At 72.5% G+C, this 23,367-nt stretch carries 24 protein-coding genes; 16 read left to right on the forward strand and 8 right to left on the reverse strand.

Annotated features, from left to right (window positions below; all coding sequences use genetic code 11):
* Nucleotides 1-13: 13 nt before the first annotated feature.
* Nucleotides 14-628, reverse strand: coding sequence for a DUF2231 domain-containing protein (locus tag ACFVYA_RS08130; protein WP_387043630.1), 615 nt, complete (start codon nt 626-628; stop codon nt 14-16).
* A 36-nt stretch (nt 629-664) separates the two neighbouring features.
* Complete coding sequence (locus tag ACFVYA_RS08135) at nt 665-1,657, reverse strand: SDR family oxidoreductase (RefSeq protein ID WP_387043632.1); 993 nt, start codon at nt 1,655-1,657, stop codon at nt 665-667.
* A gap of 121 nt (nt 1,658-1,778) precedes the next feature.
* On the opposite strand from ACFVYA_RS08135, the gene ACFVYA_RS08140 reads away from it, so the two are divergent.
* Nucleotides 1,779-2,240 (forward strand): hypothetical protein, encoded by a 462-nt coding sequence (locus ACFVYA_RS08140; protein WP_387043633.1) that lies wholly within the window; start codon nt 1,779-1,781, stop codon nt 2,238-2,240.
* 113 nt (nt 2,241-2,353) lie between these two features.
* Nucleotides 2,354-3,145, forward strand: a complete 792-nt coding sequence (locus tag ACFVYA_RS08145; RefSeq protein WP_387043695.1) for an FkbM family methyltransferase — start codon at nt 2,354-2,356, stop codon at nt 3,143-3,145.
* Here ACFVYA_RS08145 and ACFVYA_RS08150 read toward each other — a convergent pair.
* Nucleotides 3,142-5,178 (reverse strand): glycosyl hydrolase family 65 protein, encoded by a 2,037-nt coding sequence (locus ACFVYA_RS08150; protein ID WP_387043635.1) that lies wholly within the window; start codon nt 5,176-5,178, stop codon nt 3,142-3,144. The genes ACFVYA_RS08145 and ACFVYA_RS08150 overlap by 4 nt on opposite strands.
* 215 nt (nt 5,179-5,393) lie before the next feature.
* Between ACFVYA_RS08150 and ACFVYA_RS08155 the strand changes: the two genes are divergently transcribed.
* Entirely contained in the window at nt 5,394-5,756 is a 363-nt protein-coding gene (locus tag ACFVYA_RS08155) for a hypothetical protein (RefSeq protein WP_387043637.1), read from the forward strand.
* Nucleotides 5,757-6,182: 426 nt separating this feature from the next.
* On the opposite strand, the gene ACFVYA_RS08160 is transcribed toward ACFVYA_RS08155, so the two are convergent.
* Nucleotides 6,183-8,165 (reverse strand): amino acid transporter, encoded by a 1,983-nt coding sequence (locus ACFVYA_RS08160; protein WP_387043639.1) that lies wholly within the window; start codon nt 8,163-8,165, stop codon nt 6,183-6,185.
* A gap of 298 nt (nt 8,166-8,463) precedes the next feature.
* On the opposite strand from ACFVYA_RS08160, the gene ACFVYA_RS08165 reads away from it, so the two are divergent.
* Complete coding sequence (locus ACFVYA_RS08165) at nt 8,464-8,868, forward strand: ChaB family protein (RefSeq protein WP_387043641.1); 405 nt, start codon at nt 8,464-8,466, stop codon at nt 8,866-8,868.
* Between the two features lie 45 nt (nt 8,869-8,913).
* Here ACFVYA_RS08165 and ACFVYA_RS08170 read toward each other — a convergent pair whose 3' ends face one another.
* The gene (locus ACFVYA_RS08170) at nt 8,914-9,306 is read right to left on the reverse strand and encodes a hypothetical protein (protein ID WP_285991201.1); all 393 of its coding nucleotides are present in this window, start codon (nt 9,304-9,306) and stop codon (nt 8,914-8,916) included.
* Between the two features lie 115 nt (nt 9,307-9,421).
* Here ACFVYA_RS08170 and ACFVYA_RS08175 point away from each other — a divergent pair, with 115 nt between their 5' ends.
* From ACFVYA_RS08175 to ACFVYA_RS08195, 5 genes are all read left to right on the forward strand, one after another.
* Nucleotides 9,422-10,057 (forward strand): chemotaxis protein CheB, encoded by a 636-nt coding sequence (locus tag ACFVYA_RS08175; RefSeq protein ID WP_387043644.1) that lies wholly within the window; start codon nt 9,422-9,424, stop codon nt 10,055-10,057.
* A 94-nt stretch (nt 10,058-10,151) separates the two neighbouring features.
* Nucleotides 10,152-11,177, forward strand: a complete 1,026-nt coding sequence (locus ACFVYA_RS08180) for a chemotaxis protein CheB (protein ID WP_387043646.1) — start codon at nt 10,152-10,154, stop codon at nt 11,175-11,177.
* Nucleotides 11,174-11,938, forward strand: a complete 765-nt coding sequence (locus ACFVYA_RS08185; protein ID WP_387043648.1) for an ATP-binding protein — start codon at nt 11,174-11,176, stop codon at nt 11,936-11,938. The genes ACFVYA_RS08180 and ACFVYA_RS08185 overlap by 4 nt, the downstream gene beginning before the upstream one ends.
* Before the next feature lie 11 nt (nt 11,939-11,949).
* Complete coding sequence (locus ACFVYA_RS08190) at nt 11,950-13,809, forward strand: CheR family methyltransferase (protein ID WP_387043650.1); 1,860 nt, start codon at nt 11,950-11,952, stop codon at nt 13,807-13,809.
* A 49-nt stretch (nt 13,810-13,858) separates the two neighbouring features.
* A complete protein-coding gene (locus ACFVYA_RS08195; protein ID WP_285991205.1) occupies nt 13,859-14,236 on the forward strand; it encodes a hypothetical protein in 378 nt (125 codons plus the stop codon).
* 13 nt (nt 14,237-14,249) lie between these two features.
* Here ACFVYA_RS08195 and ACFVYA_RS08200 read toward each other — a convergent pair whose 3' ends face one another.
* Nucleotides 14,250-15,902 carry a glutamate--tRNA ligase gene (locus ACFVYA_RS08200; protein ID WP_285991206.1) on the reverse strand — a complete coding sequence of 551 codons (1,653 nt, stop codon included), beginning with the start codon at nt 15,900-15,902 and terminating at the stop codon, nt 14,250-14,252.
* Nucleotides 15,903-16,077: 175 nt separating this feature from the next.
* On the opposite strand from ACFVYA_RS08200, the gene ACFVYA_RS08205 reads away from it, so the two are divergent.
* The 6 genes from ACFVYA_RS08205 to ACFVYA_RS08230 all read left to right on the forward strand — a co-directional run bounded on the left by ACFVYA_RS08205 (nt 16,078) and on the right by ACFVYA_RS08230 (nt 19,670).
* A complete protein-coding gene (locus ACFVYA_RS08205; RefSeq protein ID WP_387043653.1) occupies nt 16,078-16,644 on the forward strand; it encodes a hypothetical protein in 567 nt (188 codons plus the stop codon).
* A 45-nt stretch (nt 16,645-16,689) separates the two neighbouring features.
* Entirely contained in the window at nt 16,690-16,992 is a 303-nt protein-coding gene (locus ACFVYA_RS08210) for a DUF1905 domain-containing protein (RefSeq protein WP_387043655.1), read from the forward strand.
* An 89-nt stretch (nt 16,993-17,081) separates the two neighbouring features.
* Nucleotides 17,082-17,576 (forward strand): YbaB/EbfC family nucleoid-associated protein, encoded by a 495-nt coding sequence (locus ACFVYA_RS08215; RefSeq protein WP_387043657.1) that lies wholly within the window; start codon nt 17,082-17,084, stop codon nt 17,574-17,576.
* Between the two features lie 11 nt (nt 17,577-17,587).
* Nucleotides 17,588-17,923, forward strand: a complete 336-nt coding sequence (locus ACFVYA_RS08220) for a hypothetical protein (protein ID WP_285991210.1) — start codon at nt 17,588-17,590, stop codon at nt 17,921-17,923.
* A complete protein-coding gene (locus ACFVYA_RS08225) occupies nt 17,920-19,047 on the forward strand; it encodes a hypothetical protein (protein ID WP_387043659.1) in 1,128 nt (375 codons plus the stop codon). The genes ACFVYA_RS08220 and ACFVYA_RS08225 overlap by 4 nt, the downstream gene beginning before the upstream one ends.
* A complete protein-coding gene (locus tag ACFVYA_RS08230; protein WP_387043661.1) occupies nt 19,044-19,670 on the forward strand; it encodes a hypothetical protein in 627 nt (208 codons plus the stop codon). The genes ACFVYA_RS08225 and ACFVYA_RS08230 overlap by 4 nt, the downstream gene beginning before the upstream one ends.
* Before the next feature lie 39 nt (nt 19,671-19,709).
* Here ACFVYA_RS08230 and ACFVYA_RS08235 read toward each other — a convergent pair whose 3' ends face one another.
* Entirely contained in the window at nt 19,710-20,114 is a 405-nt protein-coding gene (locus ACFVYA_RS08235) for an ATP-binding protein (protein WP_387043663.1), read from the reverse strand.
* A 74-nt stretch (nt 20,115-20,188) separates the two neighbouring features.
* Nucleotides 20,189-20,470 carry a hypothetical protein gene (locus tag ACFVYA_RS08240; protein WP_387043697.1) on the reverse strand — a complete coding sequence of 94 codons (282 nt, stop codon included), beginning with the start codon at nt 20,468-20,470 and terminating at the stop codon, nt 20,189-20,191.
* A gap of 353 nt (nt 20,471-20,823) precedes the next feature.
* On the opposite strand from ACFVYA_RS08240, the gene ACFVYA_RS08245 reads away from it, so the two are divergent.
* The gene (locus tag ACFVYA_RS08245; protein ID WP_387043665.1) at nt 20,824-23,106 is read left to right on the forward strand and encodes an ATP-binding protein; all 2,283 of its coding nucleotides are present in this window, start codon (nt 20,824-20,826) and stop codon (nt 23,104-23,106) included.
* Nucleotides 23,107-23,367 lie beyond the last annotated feature (261 nt).

Below are 23,367 nucleotides of genomic sequence, written 5' to 3' on the forward strand. Positions count from 1 at the left end.
AAGCCCGCGGTCCTCAGGCGGGGTTGCGGGGTGCGGCCGGGTCTTCGCCCGCGAGTTCGGCGGGGGCCAGGTCGTCCAGGGGCTCCCAGCGGAACACCCCGGCGCCCTGGGCGTAGGCCAGGTGACCGCCGAGCGCGCCACCCACGCTCGTCACGGCCAGGCCCAGCGCGCTGAGGAGCCGCCCGTCGTGGCCACCGCGGCGGGCCAGGTAGGACGCGCCGAACAGCGCCGTCGCCGCGGCGTTGGCGGCCGCGTGCACCAGGCCGACCCGGCGTTGCCGCACGTCCAGGCCCGAATAGTCGGCCAGGCCCGGCACCATCGCCGCCGGGGCGGCCAGCAGGCCGATCGCGATCAGGCGCCGTGCCGCGTCCCGGCCGTCCGGGAGCACGTCGAACACCGCCGAGCACAGCCAGGCGCCGAGGGGAACCGTCACCGCGAGCGGGTGCAGCGGGTGACCGAGCCCCTGGCCGCGCAGCTGCCGTGCCACGGCGCCTTCGGCGAAGCCGGCCACCCACCGCTTGAGCCCGGTGGCCGGAGCGTCGAGCACCTGGGCGTCCTCGGCTTTCCGCAGCACCCGGTGCGCCCACGCGGGCTTCGACCGGGCGTGACCGTCGCGCGTGGGATCCATACGGCTGCGGCTACCCCGCCGCGCGCCGGTCAACCCTCAGCCGGTCGTGCGGTGCCGCCGGGACACCGCCGCGGTGAGCAGGTCGCCCGGCCGGGGCAGCGCGGCGGCCAGCCGGGTGAACGCGCTGCCCCGGAGCACCTTGCCGGGGTGGCTGCCGTGGACCCGGCCCGGTTCGTCCACAGCGGAGTCCACGTTGTCGGTTCCGTTGTCCGGCAGCGTGGTGCGGAAGCTGCGCGAACCGACCCGGCGCAGCGAAAGCAGGGCGTCGGTCAGCGCCGGGGAGAGCCGCTGCCCGAGGAAGAACCCGGCCGCGGCGCCGCCGACGGGGATTTCGCGACGGGGGTGCGTCGAGGCGAACACGATGGTGTCGGCGACCGTCTCGGGCGCGTACACCGGCGGCGGGGGCTTCGGCAGCGCGCCGAGCTTGCTGCGCGCGTGTTCGAAGAACGGGGTGTCGATGGCGCCGGGGAGGACGGTGGTGACGGCTATCGGGGCGCCTTCCTGGGCGAGCTCGATGCGGAGGCAGTCGTAGAAGCCGCGCAGCGCGAACTTGCTGGCGGTGTAGGGCGCGTGCAGCGGCACCGCCCGCACGCCCTCGACCGAGGCCACGCCGATCACCGACCCGCCACCCGCGCGGCGCAAGGCGGGCAGCACCGCCCGCACGCCGTGGACGTGGCCCAGGAAGTTCACCCGCAGGACGCGGTCGAACTCTTCGTCGGTGATGTCTTCGACGCGGCCGAACACCGAAACGCCGGCGAGGTTCACCCAGGTGTCGATCCGCCCGAACTTCGCCTCGGCGGTGCGCACCAGCGCGCGCACGGCGTCCGGATCGGCGATGTCGGTGGGCACGGCCACGGCCGTCCCGCCCGCGCTCGCGATCTCCTCGACCAGCGTGTCGAGCGCCCGCGCGGTACGCCCGGCGCACACGACACGCGCTCCCCGGGCGGCGAAGGCGAGTGCCGTGGCGCGGCCGATCCCGCTCGACGCGCCCATGAGCACGACCACCTGGTCGGCCACCGGTCGGGGCATGACGCCTCCTCGTGTTCGGGGTTCCGGAAGCACCGGGATACCGCCGCGGCCGGCGGACAAACGCGGGATGGCCGCCGCCGGGCGGTGTTTCGCCGTCGCGTCAGCGGGAAGCCCGGGGAACATGACCGAACCCGACCAGAGCTACGACCCGCCGCAGGACACCGGCGCGCCCGACGCCGTCGAGACGGACCCGGCCGCGCTGAACAGCGCCGAGGACCTCGACGAGGACCGGATCCGCGCCGACCCGCTCGAGGAGGGCATGGATCCCCCGGAACACTGGTCGGGCGTGACGAAGTACGGGATGACCCCGTGGGAGCAGGCCCACCCGCGCGGACTGGGCGACCGCATCGGCGAGGAGGTCCCGGACCCGGCGGCCGAGATCCCGGCCGGCATCGACTCCCGCGCGGGCGCGCCGGAGGACCCGGACACGGGCGCGGAACCGGAGCAGCCGATCCAGCTGGAACCGGTCGAGGGCGACGGCCTCCCGGTCGACCGGGAGGCGGACGAGGTGGCCGTGGACGCGGGTTCCGCCGTGGCCGCCGGACCGGAGCAGGCCGCCTTGCACGTCGAAGAAGAACGCTGAACCGCCGGTCGCCGGGGACGAATTCGGGCTCGCGCTGATCGTCGAGGTCCGGAGTAGCCGCCGAACGGGGGTGCCCCGCGCCGCCCGATGCTGATAAGCCTCTGCGCGTGACCATGGACACGATCGACCTGCACAGCATCAACCCGTGGGAGGTGTCCTTCCTGCGCGAGGAGGTCGGCGCCTACTTCGCCCACGGCGTCGACCTCGCCCCGGGTGCGACCGTCCTCGACGTCGGCGCCAACATCGGCGTCTTCTCCGCGGCCGTGTACGAGCGGCTGGACGGCGACGTGCGGATCTACGCGTTCGAGCCGCTCCCGCCACTGCACGCGACGCTGGAGCGCAACGGCCGCGACTTCTTCGGCGGCCGGCTGACCGCGTTGCCCTACGGGCTGGCGGCCGCCGAAGCCGAGCTCGACTTCAGCTACTTCCCGGCGGCGACCATCTTCTCGTCGTCGTGGCGGGACGCGGCGAACGTCGAGGACGAGCGGCGGCGGGTCACGGCCAGCGTCGTCGAGATGATCCGCCGCGGCGGGCTGGGTGCCGGGCTCCGCCGCGTGCCCGCGCCCATCCTGCGGGGGATCGTCGGGCGCAAGCTGAAGGTGATGCGGGAACTCGAGACCCACCGCGTCCGGGTCCGGCCGCTGTCGGCGGTGCTCGACGAGCAGGGCATCGAGCACGTCGACCTGCTGAAGGTCGACGTCGAGGGCGCCGAGCTCGACGTGTTGCGCGGGCTCGAAGACCGGCATTGGCCGCTGGTCCGCCAGGCGGTCGTCGAGGTCGAAGGGTGGCGGCGCCACCGCGACACCGTGCGCGAGGTCTTCACGACGCGGGGGTTCGCGGTCGAGGCCGTGCAGGACCCGGTTCAGGAGGCCGCCGACATCGGGATGGTGTTCGCGGTCCGCTAGCGGCGGAGTTCGAGCCAGTCGAGGTTGATCGCGCCGGTGTCGCCCGGAGCGTAGGACAGGGTCACCACCGGGTCCCGGCCGGTGAGCGGGATGTCGGCGAAGGTCGTGGTGCCCCAGGCGTCCCAGCTGTCGGAGACCTTCGGGAAGCCGACCTGCCGCACCGGCTGCCCGTCCACCGACAGGGTCATCGTCCGGGTGTCGTTGTTGGCGTTGGCGTACCGCACGGTGAAGGCGACGCGTTCCGGCGCCGTCGTGGTGCGGTGCACGGTGAAGGACGACGACGCGCCCTGCGCCCAGAGGCCGTCGAGGAACGCGCGGCCCGAGTAGCCCGTGTGGTTCACGTTCGTCTTCACGCCGCCGGTGTTGCGGGCGTCCTCGGCTTCGAGGTGCGCCGGGTCGGGGCAGCCGCTCAGCGCGGCGGTCCCCGCGGTGTCCGCACAGCGGTCCTGGGCGTCGGGCACGCCGTCGCCGTCCCGGTCGCCGGCGGGCGCTCCGGTGAGGGCGATGTCGATCGTGTGGTCGCCGGTGAGCGTGTCCGGGATCGCGGCCGGGGCGGCCTGGCCGTCGACCTGGAACGACCGGATCGCGGAGCCCGCGCCGTGCAGGGCGATGGTGAGGTTCGCGCCCCGGTAGCGCAGGTGCCGCAGCGTGACGTCACCCCAGCCCGCCGGGAGGTGGGGCGCGAAGGACAGCCCGCGGTCGGTGAACGTCAGCCCGAACAGGCCGGTGTGGACCATGTCGAGGAACGCGGTGGCCGACCAGGTCTGGTCGGGTTCGGAACCCCAGTGGAACTTCACGGTGTCGCCCAGCCGCTGCCAGCCGCCGTCGACGACGCCGGTGGTCCCGTTGTGGATCTCCCAGAAGCCGCCGTTGTTGCCGGCCAGCTTGGCCAGGCGCGCGGTTTCCGAGGCGAACGCGTTCTGCTCGCCCTGCCCGGCCAGCGCTTTCGCCCACAGGCCCTGGACGAGCGGCCAGACGATGGCGTTGTGGCGACCGGGTTGCGCGTCGCTGTAGCGCGCCCAGGCCGGGAAGGTGTCGGGCATGCCCCAGGGCAGCTCTTGGGCGTGGCCGAGGATCGACCGCGCCTGCGCCGGGTTCGCGATGCCGAAGATCAGGGCGAACGCCAGCCCGGTGCCTTCCTGGAAGGCACCGCGGGAGCCGTCGGCGAGGAGCTGGTAGTCGTACCGGCCGGTGGCGGGGTTCCAGAACCGCTGGTTGATCGCCGTCCGCAGCGCGGCGGCCTTGCCCCGGTACCCGGCGATCTCCGCGGCCGGACGGCCCAGGTTCCCGGCCATGTTCGCGGCGTTGACGTAGGCGGCGTAGTAGAGCTCGTTGGTGCTGAGGTACATCCCGCTCGCCACCCCGGGCCACGGCATGCTCCCGGTGCTGACCGACTCGGTCGCGTCGGCCGGTGGCGCGGGGTAGCCGGCGATGCCGTCGTTGAAGAAGGACGCGCCGGTGAACAGGCCGTAGGTCGCGTTGAAGCCGGCCGTGGTGGCGTGTTCGCGGATCGTCAGCGTGCTCGTCGCCGCGCGGTAGGCGTTCCGGAGGAACTCCCGGTCGCCGGTGACGAGGTAGTGGTGCCAGGCGGCCGTGACCCAGACCACCTGGTCCCACTGCTGGTCGTCTTGCTGCACGCGCAGGGCGCCGCCGGCGTCCTTGTCGACCACCGCCCACAGCGTGTTCTTCGCCAGGGCCGGATCGAGCAGGCTGGTGGCGTTCCAGCTGTTGATCGACGCGTCGCGCGTCCACGGCTGGGCGTAGCCGCCACCCGCGCGGACGATGCCGGTGGCCGGATCCAGCAGACCGCTCCGGTCGTAGCGTGCGTCGTACCCGATGGTGTTGGTGCGCAACAGGTTCTGCAGAGCGGCGGCGTAGGCGCCGCCGAACAGCGCTTGACTGTCCGGGTTGGCGAATTCGAGGGAAGGCGGTGCCGGGCTCGCCGTGGCCGGGGCGGCGCCGGCGAGGGTGCCGCACGCCGTCACCAGGGTGAGAACGGCGTAGCCGATCCGCTGCGGGAAGCCGTTTTTCATGCGCGTACCCCTTTCGGCGCCGGCCATTGCACCACGGAACGGCCGGTCCCTCTCCGGGTACGGCCGGATCCTGTCCGGTTCTGTCCGCCACGGGGACGGGTGGCGTCGTCACGCGCGGTGATCGGCAAATCCGGCCGTGCGCCATCCAGGTGGCAGGGCCGGGCTCCGCCGTTGCATACTGCTGCAATGGCGCGCAGGAACCCGGAGACCGCACGGTGAGTCCCCGTGAGGGGTCCCCACGCCCGAAATTCGGCCGGATCGACCCGTTCTGCCTGTTGGCGGTGTTGCCGGTACTGCTGGTCGCCGGCATTCTCGGCGCGCTCGTCCACATCGCGCTCGGCATCGGCTTCGCCGTGTTCGCGGGGTTGATCCTCCTGTTCGACTCCTGGGTCAACCGGCCCCGCCCGGTGCCCGAGGCCGACCGGCCGGCCCGCCAGGCGCCCCCGCCCCCGCCGCCGCCCCGCGGACCTGCGCGAGCACCGGGCCGAGCACCGGCTCGGGCACCTCGCCCCCAGGACGGCCGCGGTCCGGCTCGTGCCCCGGTCCGGCGGGCGGGCCCGCCGCCCGCGGGACGGTGAGGGCCGGGTTGCCCGCCTGGCGGTGAAGGCCCGCTTGCGCGCCGGGCGGTGAGCCACCCAGGTCCGGACCGGCCGCCGGGGGCGCATGCCGCCGCGTCGCGCGGCAGGCTCGAATCACCGTGCGCACCGGGATTTCGTCGCCGACCCGAATCGCGCGACGGTCGCCATCGCTGCTCCGGCGCGTGCGCTGAGGTCGGTCGTGCGCGCGTTGCGGCCGAAGGCGAGGTCCGGCACCTCGAGAGGCGAGGTCCGGCACCTCGAGCGTTTCGCCGGCGGTGGGGCCGCCTTCGCGGTGGGGCCCGCGAGTTCGCCGACTGCATCCGGGCCCGGCGGCGCGCCGCAGGCGCCTACCTGACCCCTCGCCGTCACCGAACGCGGCGAGGGGTACGGCCCCGTCCCGGACCTGCGCGAAGTCCGGCCGGCCCCTCAGCCGCCGACGTGAATGCCGGGGCGGCGGGCCGGGTCCTTCTCGCTGCTGCGGATGATCTCCCGGACGACCGGTGCCGTGTCGCCGCGGCCGAGGAGCAGGTAGCGGAACAGGTGCCCGAGCGGATTGCCTTCGGACCACTCGAAGTAGCAGCGGGGACGGACGCCCGTCACATCGCGCAAGGTGAGCAGGATCGCGGCGATCGCGTTGGGCGCCGCGGGGCTGTTCGCGCGGAGGATCCGGTAGCCGTCGATCTCCACGCCGCGCACCTGGAGCACGTTGCTGAACTCCGACGGGTCCACGACGTCGATCTCGAGGAACAGGATGTCGGCGGCGCCGGGCACGGGGTTCATCCCGCGCTGTTCGGCTTCCTTCGCGGAGTACTCGGCCTCGTCGCCGCCCTGCCGCTTGTTGGCGACGATGTTCAGGGCGCCGTCGTGGGTCAGTGAATCGGCGATGAACCGGCGCGCCTCGTCGTCGAACTCGATGCGGTCGGCGCGTAGTTCCGTCGTCCGTGAAACCCGGGAAACCAGCGAGACGACGATGATCCCGAGGATGAACAGGCCCGAAATGGCGATGCCGTCGGGCTTTTCGATGACGTTTTCGACGAGCGCGTACAGGAGGACGAGTGTGAGGACGACGAAGCCCGCGGCCGCGCCGCGCTGACGCCGCCGGATCGCCGAGATGCTGACCGCGACCGCGCCGGAGACCATCATCGCCAGGATGCCGGTCGCGTAGGCGCCGGCCTGGGCGTTGACGTCGGCGCCGAACGCGATCGTGATGAGGATGCTGATCACCGTGTAGACGATGACGACCGGCCGGACGGCGCGCCCCCACTCCGGCGCCATGCCGTAGGACGGCAGGTACCGCGGGACGATGTTGATCAGCCCGGCCATCGCCGAGGCACCGGCGAACCACAGGATCAGCACGCTGCTGACGTCGTAGACGGTCCCGAAGAGCTCGCCGAGTTCGCGGTGGGCGAGGTAGGCCATCGCGCGGCCGTTGGCCTCGCCACCGTCCTTGAACGCCTCGGCCGGGATCAGCACGGTGGTGACGAAGCTCGTCGCGATCAGGAACACCGACATGACGAGCGCGGCGGCGGTCAGCAGCTTCCGCGTGTTGCGGATCCGGGATTCCAGCTTCTCCTCGCCGGTCTTCCCGTCCGCCGCGACCAGCGGCATCATGCTGACGCCCGTCTCGAACCCGGAGAGCCCCAGCACCAGCATCGGGAACGCGATGACGGCCGGGCCGAGGATCCCGCCGAACCCGCCACCGCCGGCGGTCAGCGCGTCGGTCCAGTGGGAGAGGGCGGTGGAATCGCCGAGCAGGTCGATCACGCCCGCCACCGTCACCACGGCGTTGAGCAGCAGGAAGACCGCGACCAGCGGGATGGCGACCCCGACGGCCTCGCTGAAGCCGAGCAGGAACACCCCGCCGAGGATCAGCAGCAGCACGACGGTGATCAACACGGCGTGGCCGTGCAGGAAGCCCGGCAGGTACGGATTCTCCAGCATGTGCACGGTGGCGTCCGCCGAGGACAGCGTGATCGTGATGATCCACGACGTGGCGACGAACCCGAGCAGGGTGAGGACGAAGAGCTTGCCGCGCCAGAACGGCAGCAGGTTCTCCAGCATCGCGACCGAGCCCTGGCCGTGCGGGCTTTCCCGGGCCACCCGGCGGTACATGGGCAGCATCCCGAACAGCGTCAGCGCGACGATCAGCAGCGTCGCCAGCGGCGAGAGCGCCCCGGCGGCGAGCGCGGCGATGCCGGGCAGGTAGGAGAGGGTGGAGAAGTAGTCGACGCCGGTCAGGCACATGACCTTCCACCAGGCCTGCGGCGTGCCGTGGTCCTCGCCGCCGGCGCGCCCGACCGGCGCGACCCGGTGCTCCAGCAGCCACCGCGCCACGGGCGAGGAGGGTGCCTGCGGCGGCGCCGGGCTGTCGACGCTCGCCGGAATGGTCAAATCGGGTGAAGCACCCATATTTCCCTCTCGTCCCCTCGGCTCGGAAAACACCGGTCATCAGCATGCCCGACCCCGGAATACCGCCCCACAGGAGGTTCCACCCGGCCGCTCCGGTCCTCTTGGGACGCCGGCGATCCTCCGGGCGGGCGGCACCCGGAAGCCGGGACGCGTGCCGGGTGGGTCGGTTCGGGCATCTCGCGTGATCGGGCGGTCGTCTCGCGTGATTGGAGCGTCATCTCGCGTGATTGAAGGGGCGACACGGGAGGCGGGCCGGCTCGCCGTTTCGGTGAGCCCGGGCCCGGGTAGCCGAGGCGACATGCCCGGACGCGAAGACTTGCCCAGCACCCTGCTGCGGTCGCCGCGCAAGGCCCAGGACACGTGGGTCGCCGCGCACGACTCCGCGCTCGATACCTACGGTCCCGGCCGGCGGGCGCAGCAGACCGCCTACTCGGCCCTGAAACACACCTTCGAGAAGGTCGGCGACCACTGGGAGCCCAAGCCCGAACGCGGCCCGTCGGACGAGCAGGCCGCCGGGGGAGCGGGGCAGACCGAAAAGCCGACCCACGGCGGCGTCAACGCCACCGCGAGCCGGCAGCACCTCTACGAGCGCGCCAAGCAGCTCGGCATCCCCGGGCGGTCGCGCATGTCCAAAGAGGAGCTCGTCACCGCGCTGGAGAAGGAGAACCGGCGCCGGACCGACCGGGCCCGGCGGTCCGGCTGACCCGTCCGATGTGGACGGTGTGGACGGTGCGGAACGCGGGAACGGTCAGAACTCGTCGGCGTCGGTGAGTTCGTGTTCGAAGGCGTCCGCGCGGGCGACGACCGCCTTGAGCGGGCGCTCGAACTCCTCCTGGATGCTGAGGTCCTCCAGCGGCACGGTGTGCTTGAGCAGCGCGACGCCGTCCACCACCGCCGCGCCGCCGACCGCCGAACCGCCGGCCAGCTCGAGCAGCCGCCGGAGGTCGATCTTGTCGGCCCAGCCGACGGGGGAGGAGATCTCGATCCACGAGCCGCCGTCGAGCTCGGCGAGGTGGTGCACCGCCACCTGCTGGGTCCGCTCCCGCGGGCCCTCCAGCCGGAACCGCAGCCAGCCCTCCGACTCCTCGAGGACCTCGTACCGCGTCCGGACAAAGTTGATCACGTCGATCCAGGTGGTCACCCGCTACGCCTCCCGCATTCGGCCTGCCTGCGCGGACGAGCATCTCACGTCCGCCCCGGCGCCGGCACCGAGGACCGGCTGGTGACCCGGGCGGATCGGTGACAGGATGCCGCCCATGCGCGGCCGCCGAGAAGTGCGCGTCCGGCGGCGGGGGGAGCCGGTGACGCCGGACTTCCCGCTGCGGTTCCCGGTCGTCGCCCTGGTCACCTCCGCCGGCGGCCTCGAGGCGCTCACCCGGGTGCTCGCCCCGCTGCCCGCGGACTTCCCCGCGGCGGTGCTCGTCGCGCAGCACCTGGACCCGGCCCGGACGAGCCACCTCACCGAAATCCTCGCCGCCCGCACCGCGCTGCGGGTCGGCGAGGCCGCGGACGGAGACGTGCTCGTGGCGGGTGCGGCGCTCGTCGTCCCCGCGGGGCGGCACCTGCTGGTCACCTCGGCGGCGCGGATCGGGCTGCTGGACACCGGTGATCTGCCGCCGGCGAGACCGTCGGCGGACCTGCTGCTGGCCACGCTCGCCGTCACCTGCGGTCCCCGGGCGCTCGCGGTCGTCCTGACGGGGAAGGGCACCGACGCCCAGGCCGGGATCCGGGCGATCGTGCACTGCGGAGGCACCGTGTTCGCCCAGGACGAGGGGACGTCCGCGCACTTCGGCATGCCGGGCGCCGCGATCGGCACCGGGCTCGTGCACGCCGTGCTCCCGCTGTCCGGGATCGGCGCGGCCATCCTGGACCACGTCGCCCGGCACGCCTGATGCCCGCCCGGCGGCCGGGCGGGGTTTAGCTCGCGCGAAGGGGGCTACTCGCAGTGGCGGACGGCCTCGCTACCGTTGAGCCGAAGGTGAGGAGGTGGACGCCGTGCCGCCTTTCCGGCGTGACCTCGTGGCCGTCGGTGCCTCTGCCGGCGGGGTCGAGGCCCTGCGGGCCCTGGTCGCCGGGCTGCCCGCCGACTTCCCCGCCACCGTCCTGGTCACCATGCACCTGGGCGCCGGGACGCACAGCGCACTGGCCCGGATCCTCGACCGCGTGAGCCCGCTGCCGGTCACGACCGCTCGCCACGGAGCGGCCCTCGAGCCGGGGACGGTGCAGGTCGCGCCCCCCGACCGCCACCTGCTCACCGAAGACGGAACGCTGGTCCTGACGCAGGGGCCGACCGAGAACGGGCACCGGCCGGCGGTCAACGCGACCTTCCGGTCGGCCGCGCTGACCGGTGGGCCGCGGGTCATCGGCGTCGTCCTTTCGGGTGCGCTGGACGACGGGGCCGCCGGGCTGCGGGCGATCGTGGACCGGGGCGGCCTGGCCGTGGTCCAGGACCCGGCCGACGCGCTGTACAGCGGCATGCCGGAGAGCGCGCTGTCCGTCGTGGACACCGAGTACGTGGTGCGGGCCGTCGAGATCGGCGCCGTGCTCGACAAGCTGGTCCGGATGCCGGTGGAGCCCTTCGGAGGACCGCCGCCGTCGGACGCCCTGCTGCTGGAGGACCGCATCGCCCGTGAGTCGGTGCGGTTCGGCGCGCTCACCCCCGCCGAACGGAGCGCGGGCTCGGGCTACACCTGCCCGGACTGCCAGGGTTCGCTCACCGAAGTCGGCCCGGGCCGCTACCGGTGCCGGATCGGCCACGCCTGGTCGGCTCCGGCCCTGCTCGACGCCCACAGCGGGGAGTTCCAGCTCGCGCTGATGAAGGCGCTGCGCGCGCTGGACGAAAAGGCGGCGCTCGTCCGGAAGCTGGCCGCGCAGGCCGGCGCCACGAAGCCGCGGGGGCTGGCGGAGCGTTATGCCGCCTCCGCCCGGGAAGCCGCCGACGCCGCCGAGACCCTGCGGCGATTCCTGCTCGACGCGAACCGCGAGGTCGCGGCCGAGCCGGCGTCGGGGTGAACACCGACCCGGTCCACCTCGCCATCGCCCGCCTCGAGAAGGCGACCGTCGTCACGGTCACGGGCGACCTGAACCTCGCTTCGTACCCCTCACTGCGCGACGGCTTGCTCAAGATCGCGACGGATGCCCCGGACGGCCTGGTGGCCGACATCAGCGGGCTGGTGATCGACGACTCGTCGTTGGTGAGCGTGTTCTCCCTGGTCGCCATGCGGATCGGCGACTGGCCGGGGATCCCGTTCACGATCGTGGCCGCCGGGGCCGTGCACCAGCGGCTGCTGGGCCGCCACGTGGTCGACCGCTACGTCCCGATCCGCCCCGACCTGGCGGCGGCGACCGCGGCTTTGGACCAGCCGGTGCGCCGGCGGTCCGAACGCACCTTCGCGCGCCTGGACGGAGCTTCGGCGCGCGCGCGGGACTTCGTCACCGGCAAGCTGGCCGAGTGGGAGGTGCCCGAGCTCGCCGAGGATGCCCGCTTCATCGCCACCGAGCTGGTCGAGAACGTCCTGAAGCACACCACTTCGGAGCCGCGGTTGCGGCTCGACCTGCGCCGGGGTGTGTGCACGGTGGCGGTGGCCGACCAGGACACGCGGCCGGCCATGCTGCTCGAACGGCTGACCCCGTTCGAGCCCGGCCTGGGGCTGAAGCTGGTCGCGCAGGTCGCCCGGGTGTGGGGCTGCAGCCGGTCGTGGTCGGGCGGGAAGGTCGTCTGGGCCGTTCTCGTCCAGCGTCCCCGCACCGTCGGTCACCGTTCCGCCGGGTAGCGTGTCGGATCGTGACCGAGCCCAAGGAACCCCACGGCGAGTTCGAGTCGGTGCTGGCCTACTTGAAGGAGTCGCGGGGTTTCGACTTCACCGGGTACAAGCGGAGCAGCCTGATGCGGCGGGTGCGCCGCCGGATGAGCCAGGTGGGGATCGAGAGCTACGCGGACTACATCGACCAGCTGCAGGTCAACGCCGACGAGTTCGTGGCGCTGTTCAACACCATCCTGATCAACGTGACCGGGTTTTTCCGCGATCCGGACGCGTGGGACTACCTCCGGGAGGAGGTGCTCCCCGCTCTGCTCGCCGAGCGCACCCCGGAGGAGCCGATCCGGGTGTGGAGCGCCGGCTGCGCGGCCGGGCAGGAGGCCTACAGCCTGGCGATGCTGCTCGCCGAGGCGCTCGGCGTCGAGGCGTTCCGGCAGCGGGTGAAAATCTACGCCACCGACGTCGACGACGAGGCGCTGGCGCAGGCCCGCCACGCGGCCTACACACCGGCGGAGGTCGAAGGGCTCACCGAGGCGCAGCTGGAGCGGTACTTCGAGCTGGTGGGCAGCCGGTTCTGCTTCCGCAAGGACCTGCGCCGGTCGATCATCTTCGGGCGCAACGACCTGGTGCAGGACGCGCCGATCTCCCGGATCGACCTGCTGGTCTGCCGCAACACGTTGATGTACTTCAACGCCGAGACGCAGAGCAAGATCCTCGAGCGGTTCCACTTCGCCCTCGCGCCCCGTGGGGTGCTGTTCCTCGGCAAGGCCGAGATGCTGCTGTCGCACGCCCGGATCTTCGAGCCGCTGGACCTCAAGCGCCGGGTCTTCCGCAAGGCGGTGAACGGGTCCGTCAGTTTCGCCCACCTCGGCTCGCACGGCTTCCCGCAGCGGCGCATCCAGGACATCTCCGGGCTCGAAGAGCTGCGCGAGCAGGCGTTTTCGGCGAGCCCGGTCGCCCAGATCGTGGTCACCGAAGGGGAGACGACGGCCCTGATCAACTCCCCGGCGGAGGTGGCGTTCGGGTTGTCCGAACGCGACATCGGCCGGCCGCTGCGCGACCTGGACGTCTCCTACCGGCCGGTGGCGCTGCGCGCGTACGTCGAGCAGGCGCGCCTGGAACGCCGGTCGCTGCGGATCAAGGACGTCGAGTGGCGCCGGGCCGGCGAGACCGTGTGGTACGAGGTGCACGTCAACCCGCTGGTGAACAAGGACAAGACGCTGCTCGGCGTCTCGGTGGTGTTCCACGACGTGAGCTCGGCGCGCCAGCTGCTCACCGAGCTCGAGCACACGAACCGGCAACTGGAGTCCGCCTACGAGGAGCTCCAGTCGACCAACGAGGAACTCGAGACCACCAACGAGGAACTCCAGTCCACTGTGGAGGAACTGGAGACGACCAACGAAGAGCTCCAGTCCACCAACGAGGAACTGGAGACGATGAACGAGGAGCTGCAGTCCACCAACGACGAGCTGCAGACGATCAACGACGCGCTGCGTGAGCGCAGTCTCGACCTCGACGAGGTGAACGAGTTCCTCGAGTCGGTGCTCACCTCGATCCACGCCGGGATCGTCGTGATCGACTCCGAGATGCGGATCAAGGCGTGGAACCGCGGTGCCGAGGACCTTTGGGGGGTGCGGCGGGAAGAAGCCGAAGGCACCCACCTGCTGAACCTGGACATCGGCCTGCCGGTCGCGGACCTGCGCCCCGTGGTGCGCGAGGCGCTGGCCGACTCCGGCTACTACGCCGAGCAGACGTTCGAAGCGGTCAACCGGCGCGGCCGCACCACGGTCATCCGGCTGCTCTGCGGTTCCCTGCGCAGCTCGAACGGCGAAAGCCACGGCGCGCTGCTGATGATGGAAGAGACGAAGGCCGGCCAATCCGAGTGAACCCACCGGGGGATTGCGGCATCGGGGCGCGGCTGTTATCCGTTGATCCATGGGGTTGACCAACGTGTGGATCGCGACGCTCAGTGACGGCCTGCTCCGCGCCGACCAGGTCGTCGGCCTGACGGCCCATGCGACACCGGCGCTGACCGGAAAGCCACCGCGGTGGCTGCTCGACGCGACCCTCCGGGTGCCGGCGGGCAGCGGCCGCGCGGACGGCTGGGACGTCGGGATCCTCCACCGCACGCTGATCCAGACGCCGGCGGAACCGGTGGGGGCACCGGAAGCGCTGGCCCGCCTCCTGGCCCGGCTGGACCGCGAGGACACAGCCGGGCTGATCGCCGCCGTGCCCGCCAGCGGAGCCAAGGCCGGGCCGGCGAGCGTGGTGCGCTTCGCCTTCCGCCCCTTCGAGGACGACGAGCGCGCCTGAGGCGGCCGCCGCGCTACTTGGTGAGCGCGGCGATCCGGCCGAGGACCTCGTCCTGGCCCAGCGCCTGCGTGATCGCGTGCAGGTCGGGGCTGCGCGTCGACCCGGTGAGGGCGATGCGGATGATCTGCGAGGCCTCGCGGATGGAGCCGGGGAAGCCCTCGGGGTTCTTCTTGAACTCCTTGGCGTTGCGGGCGAAGCCGTGCTTGGCCGCGACCGCGCGGATCTGGTCGAACCACTCCTGGCCGTCATCGAGCTGGCGGTAGTCGGCGGCGAAGTCGCGGGCCACCGCCTGGACGACCGCCCGGTCGACGCCCAGCGCCGCGATGCGCTCGTCGTCGGGCCCGGTGACGGCCGCGTGGAGCTGCGGGAAGAAGAAGCCGTAGACCGCGCGGAACTCGCTCCACTTCTTCAAGTCCTTGCGCGGGTTCTCGGCGCCTTCGCGCTCCACGGCCAGCGCGCGCAGGGCGAGGTCGGGCTCCTCGTCGAGGACCCGGCGCAGCTCGGGGTCGAACCGCCCGGCCCAGTCGCGCACGGCGTCGAGGATCTCGGCGCCGGACAGGGTGGCGATGTGATCGGCGGCGATGTCGTCGAGCTTGACCAGGTCCACCAGCGGACCGGCGACGCCGCACTCGTCGAGGTTGATCGGCTCGGTCAGGGCCTGTTCGAGCGGCATTTCCGCGAGCCGGCCGTTGGCGAGGCCGCGCAGGTAGTACAGGACGGCGTCGGCGGGGTAGCCGGCTTCGATGAAGAAGTCGACGGACGCTTCCGGGTCCTTGCGCTTGGACAGCTTGCGCTTGCTGCCGCCCTCCTGCTTCATCAGCGGCGCGATGTGCGCGTAGGCGATCGGCTCGAAGCCGAGCGCGTCGAACAGCTGCTGGTGCACCGGGACCGACGAGATCCACTCGTCGCCGCGGATCACCAGGTTCACCCGCATGAGGTGGTCGTCGACGGCGTGCGCGAAGTGGTAGGTCGGCAGCCGGGGGCTCTGGTCGGAGCTCTTGAGGATGACGACGTCGTTGCGGTTGGCCTCGGCTTCCAGCGGCCCGCGGATGGCGTCGGTGAAGCGGGCGCGCGCGCCCGTGTCGTCCGGGGCGCGGAACCGCACGACGTACGGGGCGCCGGCGTCGAGCTTGGCCTGGACGTCGGCCGGGTCGGCGTCGCGCCAGATCGCCCAGCTGCCGTAGTAGCCGGTCGGCAGCTTGGTGGCCTGCTGCCGCTGGGTGATGGCGGCCAGCTCCTCCTTGGTGGCGAAGTCGAGGTACGCCTTGCCCTGGCGGAGCAGGTCGCGGACGTAGGTGAGGTAGATGCGCTCGCGGGCCGACTGCCGGTAGGGGCCGTAGTCCCCGCCGCGGTCGGTGTCCTCGTCGGCCGCGAGGCGGAAGTAGCGGAAGCCGCGTTCGAACTGCTCGAGGGCGCCTTCGACTTCGCGGGACTGGTCGGTGTCCTCGATGCGGACGAGGTAGCGGCCGCCGGAGCGGCGGGCGACGTCCTGGTCGATGGTGCCGACGTAGATGCCACCGATGTGCACGAACCCGGTCGGCGACGGGCCCAGGCGCGTGACCAGCGCGCCCTCGGGGAGGTCGCGGGCGGGGTACTGCTGCTCCCAGTGCTCGGGCTCCGGCAGGTCGGCAGGGAAGAGTGCGTCGATGACCGCTCGGTCCAGCATGGGTTGTTCTCCCGCGTCGTGGTGCGCTTGCCTCGGCGAAAATGGTCGTTTTCGCCGACGACGAGCCTAGCCGTGCGGCCTGCCGGGCCGCCCGGGCAGGTGGTGCTCGGCGGGCCGCGGTGCTAGCTTGCCGGGAATGCGCGGTCGGTTTCCTTTCGCCAGAACGCTTTCGGCCTTGGCTGCCCTGCTGGTGCTCCCGCTGTCCGCCCCGGCCACTGCGTCCGCCCGGCCGGGCCACGAATGCGCGACACCGTCGATCGACCGGCTGCAGCAGTGGCTGGCCAGCGGCGAAGGGGCGACCGTCCCGGCCACCGGGAGCCTGCTCGTGCCCCGGGGAAACCGGTACGCGGCCGAGGTGGCGTTCCTCGGCGCGGAGTGGCACGTGGCCGTGGTGTGGCTGGGCAACCGGTTCGAGGCGCAGGCCGACCTGTCCCGTTCGGCGGGATTCCTGCTGACCTACCGCGCGACTGACGACCTGTACGTCCAGCTGCGTCCGGCGTCCCACTGGAGCGGCGGCGACAAGTGGCTCACGCCGGTCCCGTCGACCGGGGGCCGGCTGGTGACGAAGTTCTTCGGGTTCTCGCCGCGCCGGTGGACGTCGCTGCCGGAGCTGGGGACGCCCTCGTACTCGTTCGCCTCGGCGCTGCGCGAGGCGCGGGGGTTGGTGTTCGTCGGGAAGACGCCGAACGAGCTGGAGTTCCGCGGCCTGCGCATCGACGGCTACCGGCCGCCCTGCCTCTGACGGGAGCCGGCGGAAACTGTCGGTGCCCTGTGTGACACTGCGCGCGTGATCATCGTCTTCGAGGCCGAGCTGTGGGAATGGGACGCCCGGCGCGCCGACAGCTGGGTCTTCGTCAGCCTGCCCGCCGACGCGTCGGACGACATCCGCGAGCTCGCCGCCGAGCCGCGCCGCGGCTTCGGTTCGGTGCGCGTCCGGGTGACGATCGGCGTCACGAGCTGGAAGACCTCGATCTTCCCGGACGGTGCGCGCGAGGCCTACGTCCTGCCCCTCAAACGGGCGGTCCGGCAGGCCGAAGGCCTCGGCGTGGGGGACACCTGCACCGTGACCGTGGAGCTCGTCGACTTCTGAGGCGCCCGATCCGGCGAAACGCGATCGGCCGCGGAACGGATCTGTCATGATGCGGACACAGGGCCCCGAACCGCGCAAAGGGAGACACGATGTCCGCCCAGATGGACGAGCTGATCGCCCAGTTCCAGCACTTCCAGAGCAAGGTACGGCAGGCCGAGGCCCGCTTCGCCGGCGTCGGTGACATGCAGGAGCGGATCGCCCGGCTGGAGACCACGGTCACCTCGCCCGACGGGACCGTGACCGTCACCGCGGGCGCCGGCGGCACCATCACCGACCTGCGGCTCACCGCCGGGGCCACCCGCGTCGAGGCCGGGCAGCTGGCCGCGACGATCATGCACACCATCCGCCGGGCGGCGGCCGGGGCCGCGCAGCAGCAGGCCGGCATCGTGGACGAGACCTTCGGCGACGCGTTCGGCGTGGACGTCTCGGCGCAGGTGCGCGAAGCCCAGGCGGAGGCGTTCGGAACCGTGGCGGCCGAGCCCGCGTCGGAGCAGGAGCCGCGGCAGCCGTCGCGGCCCGCCCGCCGGCCCGCCGCCGGGGACGACGACGACTTCGACCAGGGCCCCATCCTCCGCCGATCCTAGGGAAACCCGCGATGCCAGACGGAATTCAGACGAACATCGGCGCGATCTCCGCCTACGCCAAGCAGCTGCCGTTCTACGAGCAGGAGGCGGACAAGTTCGGCGCGAAGATCGACGCCGCCGACGTCACGAACGAAGCATGGGGCCTCGTCGGCCTCTTCGCGAAGCAGGGCTACACCGACCGCCTCGCCGAGCTGCGTTCGCTGCTCACCGACCTCAAGGACGGCGTGGACGGGTTCACCACGAAGCTCACCAAGGCCGCGGAGATGTACCAGGGCGCTGAAGACGCCGGGAAGGTCACCTTCGGCCGGTACGAGGCGGAAATCGACGCGATCGGGCAGGGCGAATGACCGAGCCGAAGAAGAGCATCGCCGACGCGCTGGACGTCGGGGCCTACGACGAGAGCACGGGCGCGAACCTCGACCGCGCGGCGGGCTACGTGCCGGTGGCCGGCACCGCCTACAAGGCGGGCAAGAAGATCGGCGAGCACGCCCGGCAGGCCGCGGAGGCCGACGGCCCGGGCGAGCTGGCGTCCGCGGGGGCCGCGCTGGTCGGCGACGGCGCGGCGTTCGTCGGAGCCGCCGCCGGGGACATGGTCACCTTCGCCATGGACCCGATCGGCTGGCTCGTCAGCCACGGCCTGAACATGCTGCTCGAGCTGGTCCAGCCCCTGCAGGACGCGCTGCACCAGGTCACCGGGGACGGCCCGGCCATCGGCCACGCCTCGGAGAACTTCGTCACGATCGCCCAGGGCTTCGTCGCGCTCGCCGACGACTTCGAGCGCACCGGCGACACCGCGCTGGCCGAGTGGGTGGACGAGGCGGGCGACGCGGCGAAGGAAGCGCTCGGCGACTTCTCCTCCGGCATCCGCGGCATCGGCTCGGCCGCCGGCTCGGTGGCCGAGGTGCTGCAGATGTGGTCGATGGTCATGGTGGTCATCGAAGAGGTGATCAAGGGGATCATCACCGAGCTGGTGTCCTGGCTGATCACCCTGTGGCTGCCGGCGCTGGCGGCGTCGGTGATCAGCTTCGGCGGCTCGGTCGCGGCCGCGATGACCGCGTCGATCGCCAAGGCGGCCAGCGTGCTGCAGAAGGTGACGCGCTACCTCGGCAAGTTCGGCAAGCTGCTCGACAAGTTCATGGAGTTCCTGGTCAAGTACTCCGGGAAGCTCGAGGTGTTCACCCGCAAACTGCGCATCGGCGTGATGCCCGGCGAGACGAAGTTCGGCTTCGGCGCGGTCGCCCAGGGCTGGCAGCCCAGCAACCGGGCGCTCACGACGATGTTCGGCACCTCGGCCGGTGTCAAACCGTTCCTCGCGGGTGCGGGCGTGAAGGCCGGCATCGGGGCGGGGAAGGGTGCCTTCGCCGAGGGCAAGGAAGCTGTCACGCCGGAGGGGGACGAACCGTGGTTCGACAAGAGCGAGATCGGCGGGGACCGGAGCCCGGACGAAACGCGCAAGGACCTGGACATTTGAGCGGGATCGCCGAGGGCGTCGAGCGCTGGTCCGAGCAGACCCGGGTCCGGCCCGGGCACCGCGAGCGGGTCGAGGCGCTGATGCGGGACCGGTGGCGCGAGCCGGTCATCGTGCTGCACTTCGGTGACACCGACGTGGGCTACGACGTCCCCGGCCGCCGCCGGGACGGCACCGTCGAGGGCAAGCGGCTCGTCCGGCGGTTCTTCTGGAACATCCTGCGCGGGATCGGCGCCGCGGTGTTCGGCGTCTTCGCCCTGGCGCACGGCGAACGACCGGGACTGCCGTTCCAGCGGGTGATCGGCGTTTCGGGCCCGGAGAACGCGATGGCGCTCGACCTGGCCGACCGGCTCCGGTCCGTGGAGGGCGCGTGGCTGGCGTGCTCGCCGTCGTGCCTGGCGGTGGTGGACACCGGGCCGACCGCCACCGACCCGGCCGACGCGCCCCCACCGCGGATCGCCTGGGAGGCACGCAAGCCGCAGGCACCGGAGCTCAGCTTCCGCAAGAGCACGCTGACCTGGCCGGACGGCTCGCTCTTCCGGCTCCCGGTGCAGGGCCGCACCGAGCAGCAGCACCTGCGGAAGTTCGTCGAGTTCCCGGACGTCATCCACTGGAACGGCCGCTAGAACCACCAGCGGCCGGCCTCAACCCTTGTCAGACGCGGACTAGTCCTCGCAGGCGAGGCGGGCCCAGACGACCTTCCCGTCGTCGTGGTGGCTCACGCCCCAGGCGAGGGCGAGTTCGTCGACGAGCAGCAGGCCCCGGCCACCGGAGCGGCCCGGCACCCGCAGCCGCGGTTCGCCGGTACCGGTGTCGGCGACGGCCACGGTCACCAGGCACGGGTCGTGCGTGAGGTGAATCCGCAGCTGCCGGGGGCCGGTGGCGTGGACGTAGGCGTTCTCCAGCAGCTCGCCGACCACGATCACGGCGTCGACCCGGCTGGCGTCGGCGAGCGAAGCCAGCTTGGCCTGGGCCCACCGGCGCGCGGCGGCCAGCCCCGACGGGTCCGCTCCGGTGACGTCCAGCACCTGCCATCCCGGCTCGTGTGCCGCGCCCCAGTTCACTTGCACCGTGCGACCCCTCCTTCACGGAGGGCGTACCCGGGAAACCGGCCGTTACTCCTCCGGCCGCCGGAAAAAGGGTGCTACGGGAGCCCGATCCGCCAAAGGAACGCCTCGCGCAGAGCCTCGATGAGGGCTTCGTCGTCGACTTCGCTGGGGCGGTCGCCCATCGGCAGCCAGACGCGTTGGTCCGGGATGCCGGCGATGACGCGCGTGAGCGTGACACCCGGATAGGTGAGCGTCTCACGACCGCCGTCGACATCGGAGACGACGACCTGCCGGGACTCCGCCCGGACGAGCACCTGCCGCTGGTCGTTCATGTCGCGCGTCTTCCCGGAACCGAAAGTCTTGCCGCCGTCCAGCATAGACACGCGAAGCGGCGAGCACCTTCGGTCGAACAGCGGATTCTCGTTCACGTCAGCTCGAGAACCACTGCGCACCAACATCTCCGCTGGCGGGCACGGCGCGCTCCGAGGGGGGAGGAGAGCACGCCGTGTCCGTGCCTCGAACGGTACGCCGTGGCCCGGCCGGCGGCGGTGGAACCACTCGTACGCCGGAGCAGCTCGCGGTGGCCTGCGATTCGTCGGTGCCCGCCCATGCGCCTGGCCCCGAGGTGTCCTGGCCGGCGTACGTTCGGGGTAATTCCGCCGCGTTTCCGTGCGTCGGCGAGCGGGCGCCCGGTAGACAGGGAAGTTCGGGATCTGGCGGGAGTTCTCGGATGACGTTTCGGAGCGAGGCCACCTCACCATCCGGAGTCCACAATTCCCTCGGCGGCGACGCGGCCGGCACGGTGCTGCAGGCCGGGACGATCACCGGCGACGTGTGGATCGCCGGCCCCCGCCGGGCGGAGCCCGCCCCGGTGCCCCGGCAGCTGCCGGCGGCGCCGTCGCACTTCACGAGCCGGGCCGGAGAGCTCGCGGCCTTGGACGACGTCGCCGGGGAAGACACCGGTGGACGGCCGGCGGTGGCCGTGCTGGTCGGGCCGGGCGGCGTCGGCAAGACCGCCCTCGCCGTCACCTGGGGTGCCCGGCACGCCGGCAGCTACCCCGACGGTCAGCTCTACGCCGATCTGCGGGGGTTCTCGCCGGGGACCGCGGTCGTCCCGGAAGAGGCGCTCAGCGCGTTCCTGCGTGCGCTGGGGGTCGCACCCGAGCGCGTGCCGCCCGACTTGGCCGAGCAGGCGGCCCTGTTCCGGACGACGACGGCGGGCCGGAGGTTGCTGGTCGTGCTGGACAACGCGTTCTCGGCGGCCCAGGTCCGCCCGCTGGTGCCCGCGTCTGCCGGCTGCCTGGTGCTGGTGACCAGCCGCCTGCGGCTGGACGGGCTCGGGTCCGAAGGTGCGCGATTCCTCGACGTGGCACCCCTTTCCCAGCCGAAGGCCGTCGAGCTGGTGGTGCAGGCGGTTGGCCGGTCGAGAGTCGCCGGTGAAATGGCCGCGGTCGCCGAGCTGGCGGTCCTTTGCGGACGGTTGCCGATCGCGCTGCGCGTGGCGTCGGCCCGGCTGGCGTCCCGGCCGCGGTGGCCGGTCGCGCGGGTGGTGGCCGAACTCGGCGACGAACGATCCCGGCTGAGCCGGCTTTCGGCGGAGGGCGACGCCCCGGTGGCGGCGATGTTCGACTGGTCGTACCGGGCGTTGCCGCCGACGGCCGCGACGCTGTACCGGCTGCTGAGCGAGTTCCCGGGTGCTTCGTTCGGCATCGACGTGGCGGTGGCGGCGACCGGCCTGGCCGAACCGGCGACCAGCGACGGGCTGGAGCTGCTCGTCGACGCGAGCCTCCTGGAAGAGGTCGGCGAGCTCCGCTTCCGGTTCCACGACCTCGTCCGCCTGCACGCCCGCGCGCAGCGTGATTCCGGCCGGGCCGAGGTGCTCCCGCGGCTGGCGACCTGGTTCCTGCACGAGATGACGCGGGCGAACATGCTCGTCATCCCGCTGCGCTGGCGGATCAGCCCGGTGTGCGAGCAGTACCGCGCCGCGCCGCCCGCGTTCGGCTCGGGACGGGAAGCGCTCGACTGGCTCGACGGACAGCTGCCGAACGTGCTGGCGGTGCTGGAAGCGGCCGCCGAACAGCAGCACGACCGGCTGGCGTGGCAGCTGTGCGAGGCCCTGTGGGAGCTGTTCCTGCACCGGAAGCACTTCCCCCGCTGGCTGCGTTCGCACGAGATCGGCATTGCGGCGGCGCAGCGCTGCCGGGACGCGGTCGCGGAGTCCCGGCTGCGCTGCCAGCTCGGCCGCGCGTACCTGGACCTGGGCCGGTTCGAGGCCGCGGAGCGCGAATGCGGTCACGCACTGGAGCTGGCGCGCGCGGCCGGGAGCCGGCACAACGAATCGGTGGCGCTCGACCAGCTGGGAACGGCGGCGCAAGGCCGCGGCGACGTTCCGGCGGCGATCTCGTTCTACACCGGCAGCCTGGAGATCGAACGCGAGCTGGGCATCGACCGCGGCGTCGCCCAGCGGCACCGCCGCATCGGCGAGGTGCTGGCCAAGGCGGACCGGCCGGCCGAAGCGGCGGAGCACCTCCAGCGCGCCCGCCGGATGTTCGCCGACCTGGGGGACGAGAAGGACGAGGCGAAGGTCCTGGTCGGGCTGGCTCGCCTGGACGCTCGCGGCGGCGACATCGCCTCGGCGAAGCGTCGCCTGGAGCGGGCGCGGACGGTACTGGCGGAGGCGGGCTCAGCGGTCTACCAGGCGGACGTCCTGGTCGGTTTCGCCGACGTGGCGGAGTGCGAGAACGACCCGAGGGCGGCCCGCGGCCACCTCGTCGAGGCATTGGAGCTGTACGAGCAGGTCGGCGGGCCGCAGGTGGAGCGGGTCCGCGCCCGGCTGCGGCGATACGACGCCGAGATCGCGGAGGCGCCGGCCGCCGAGAACCCAGACGTACCCGGCGACGGCGGCGAGCTCGCCCCGCACGATGCCGAGGTCACCGCGGCGGTGCCCGACCACGCACCGGCACCCCGCCAGCCGGACGGCGGCGATGGTCAACCCCGGCAGCTCGGTGAATGACCGCGCGATGACGGCGCGGGCGTCGGCGAAGACGTGGGTCCCGGGGTGGACGAGGACGTCCGCCAGCGCCGGGCGCTGTCCACGCCCGGCGGTGACGAAGCTGCCCTCCGCGCCGGAGGGCAGCGCGTAGCTCCACCGGTGGGGGGCCGGGGACCGGCCCCCCCGCCGGGAGGAGGGGGGGGTAGACGGCGCGGGTGCATCGGTGGGGGGGGGGGGGGGGGTAGGGGGCACACACCCGCCCGGGAGGGGTGGGAGAGCGGT

The organism is Amycolatopsis sp. NPDC058278 (assembly GCF_042881395.1).
Lineage (GTDB): Bacteria > Actinomycetota > Actinomycetes > Mycobacteriales > Pseudonocardiaceae > Amycolatopsis.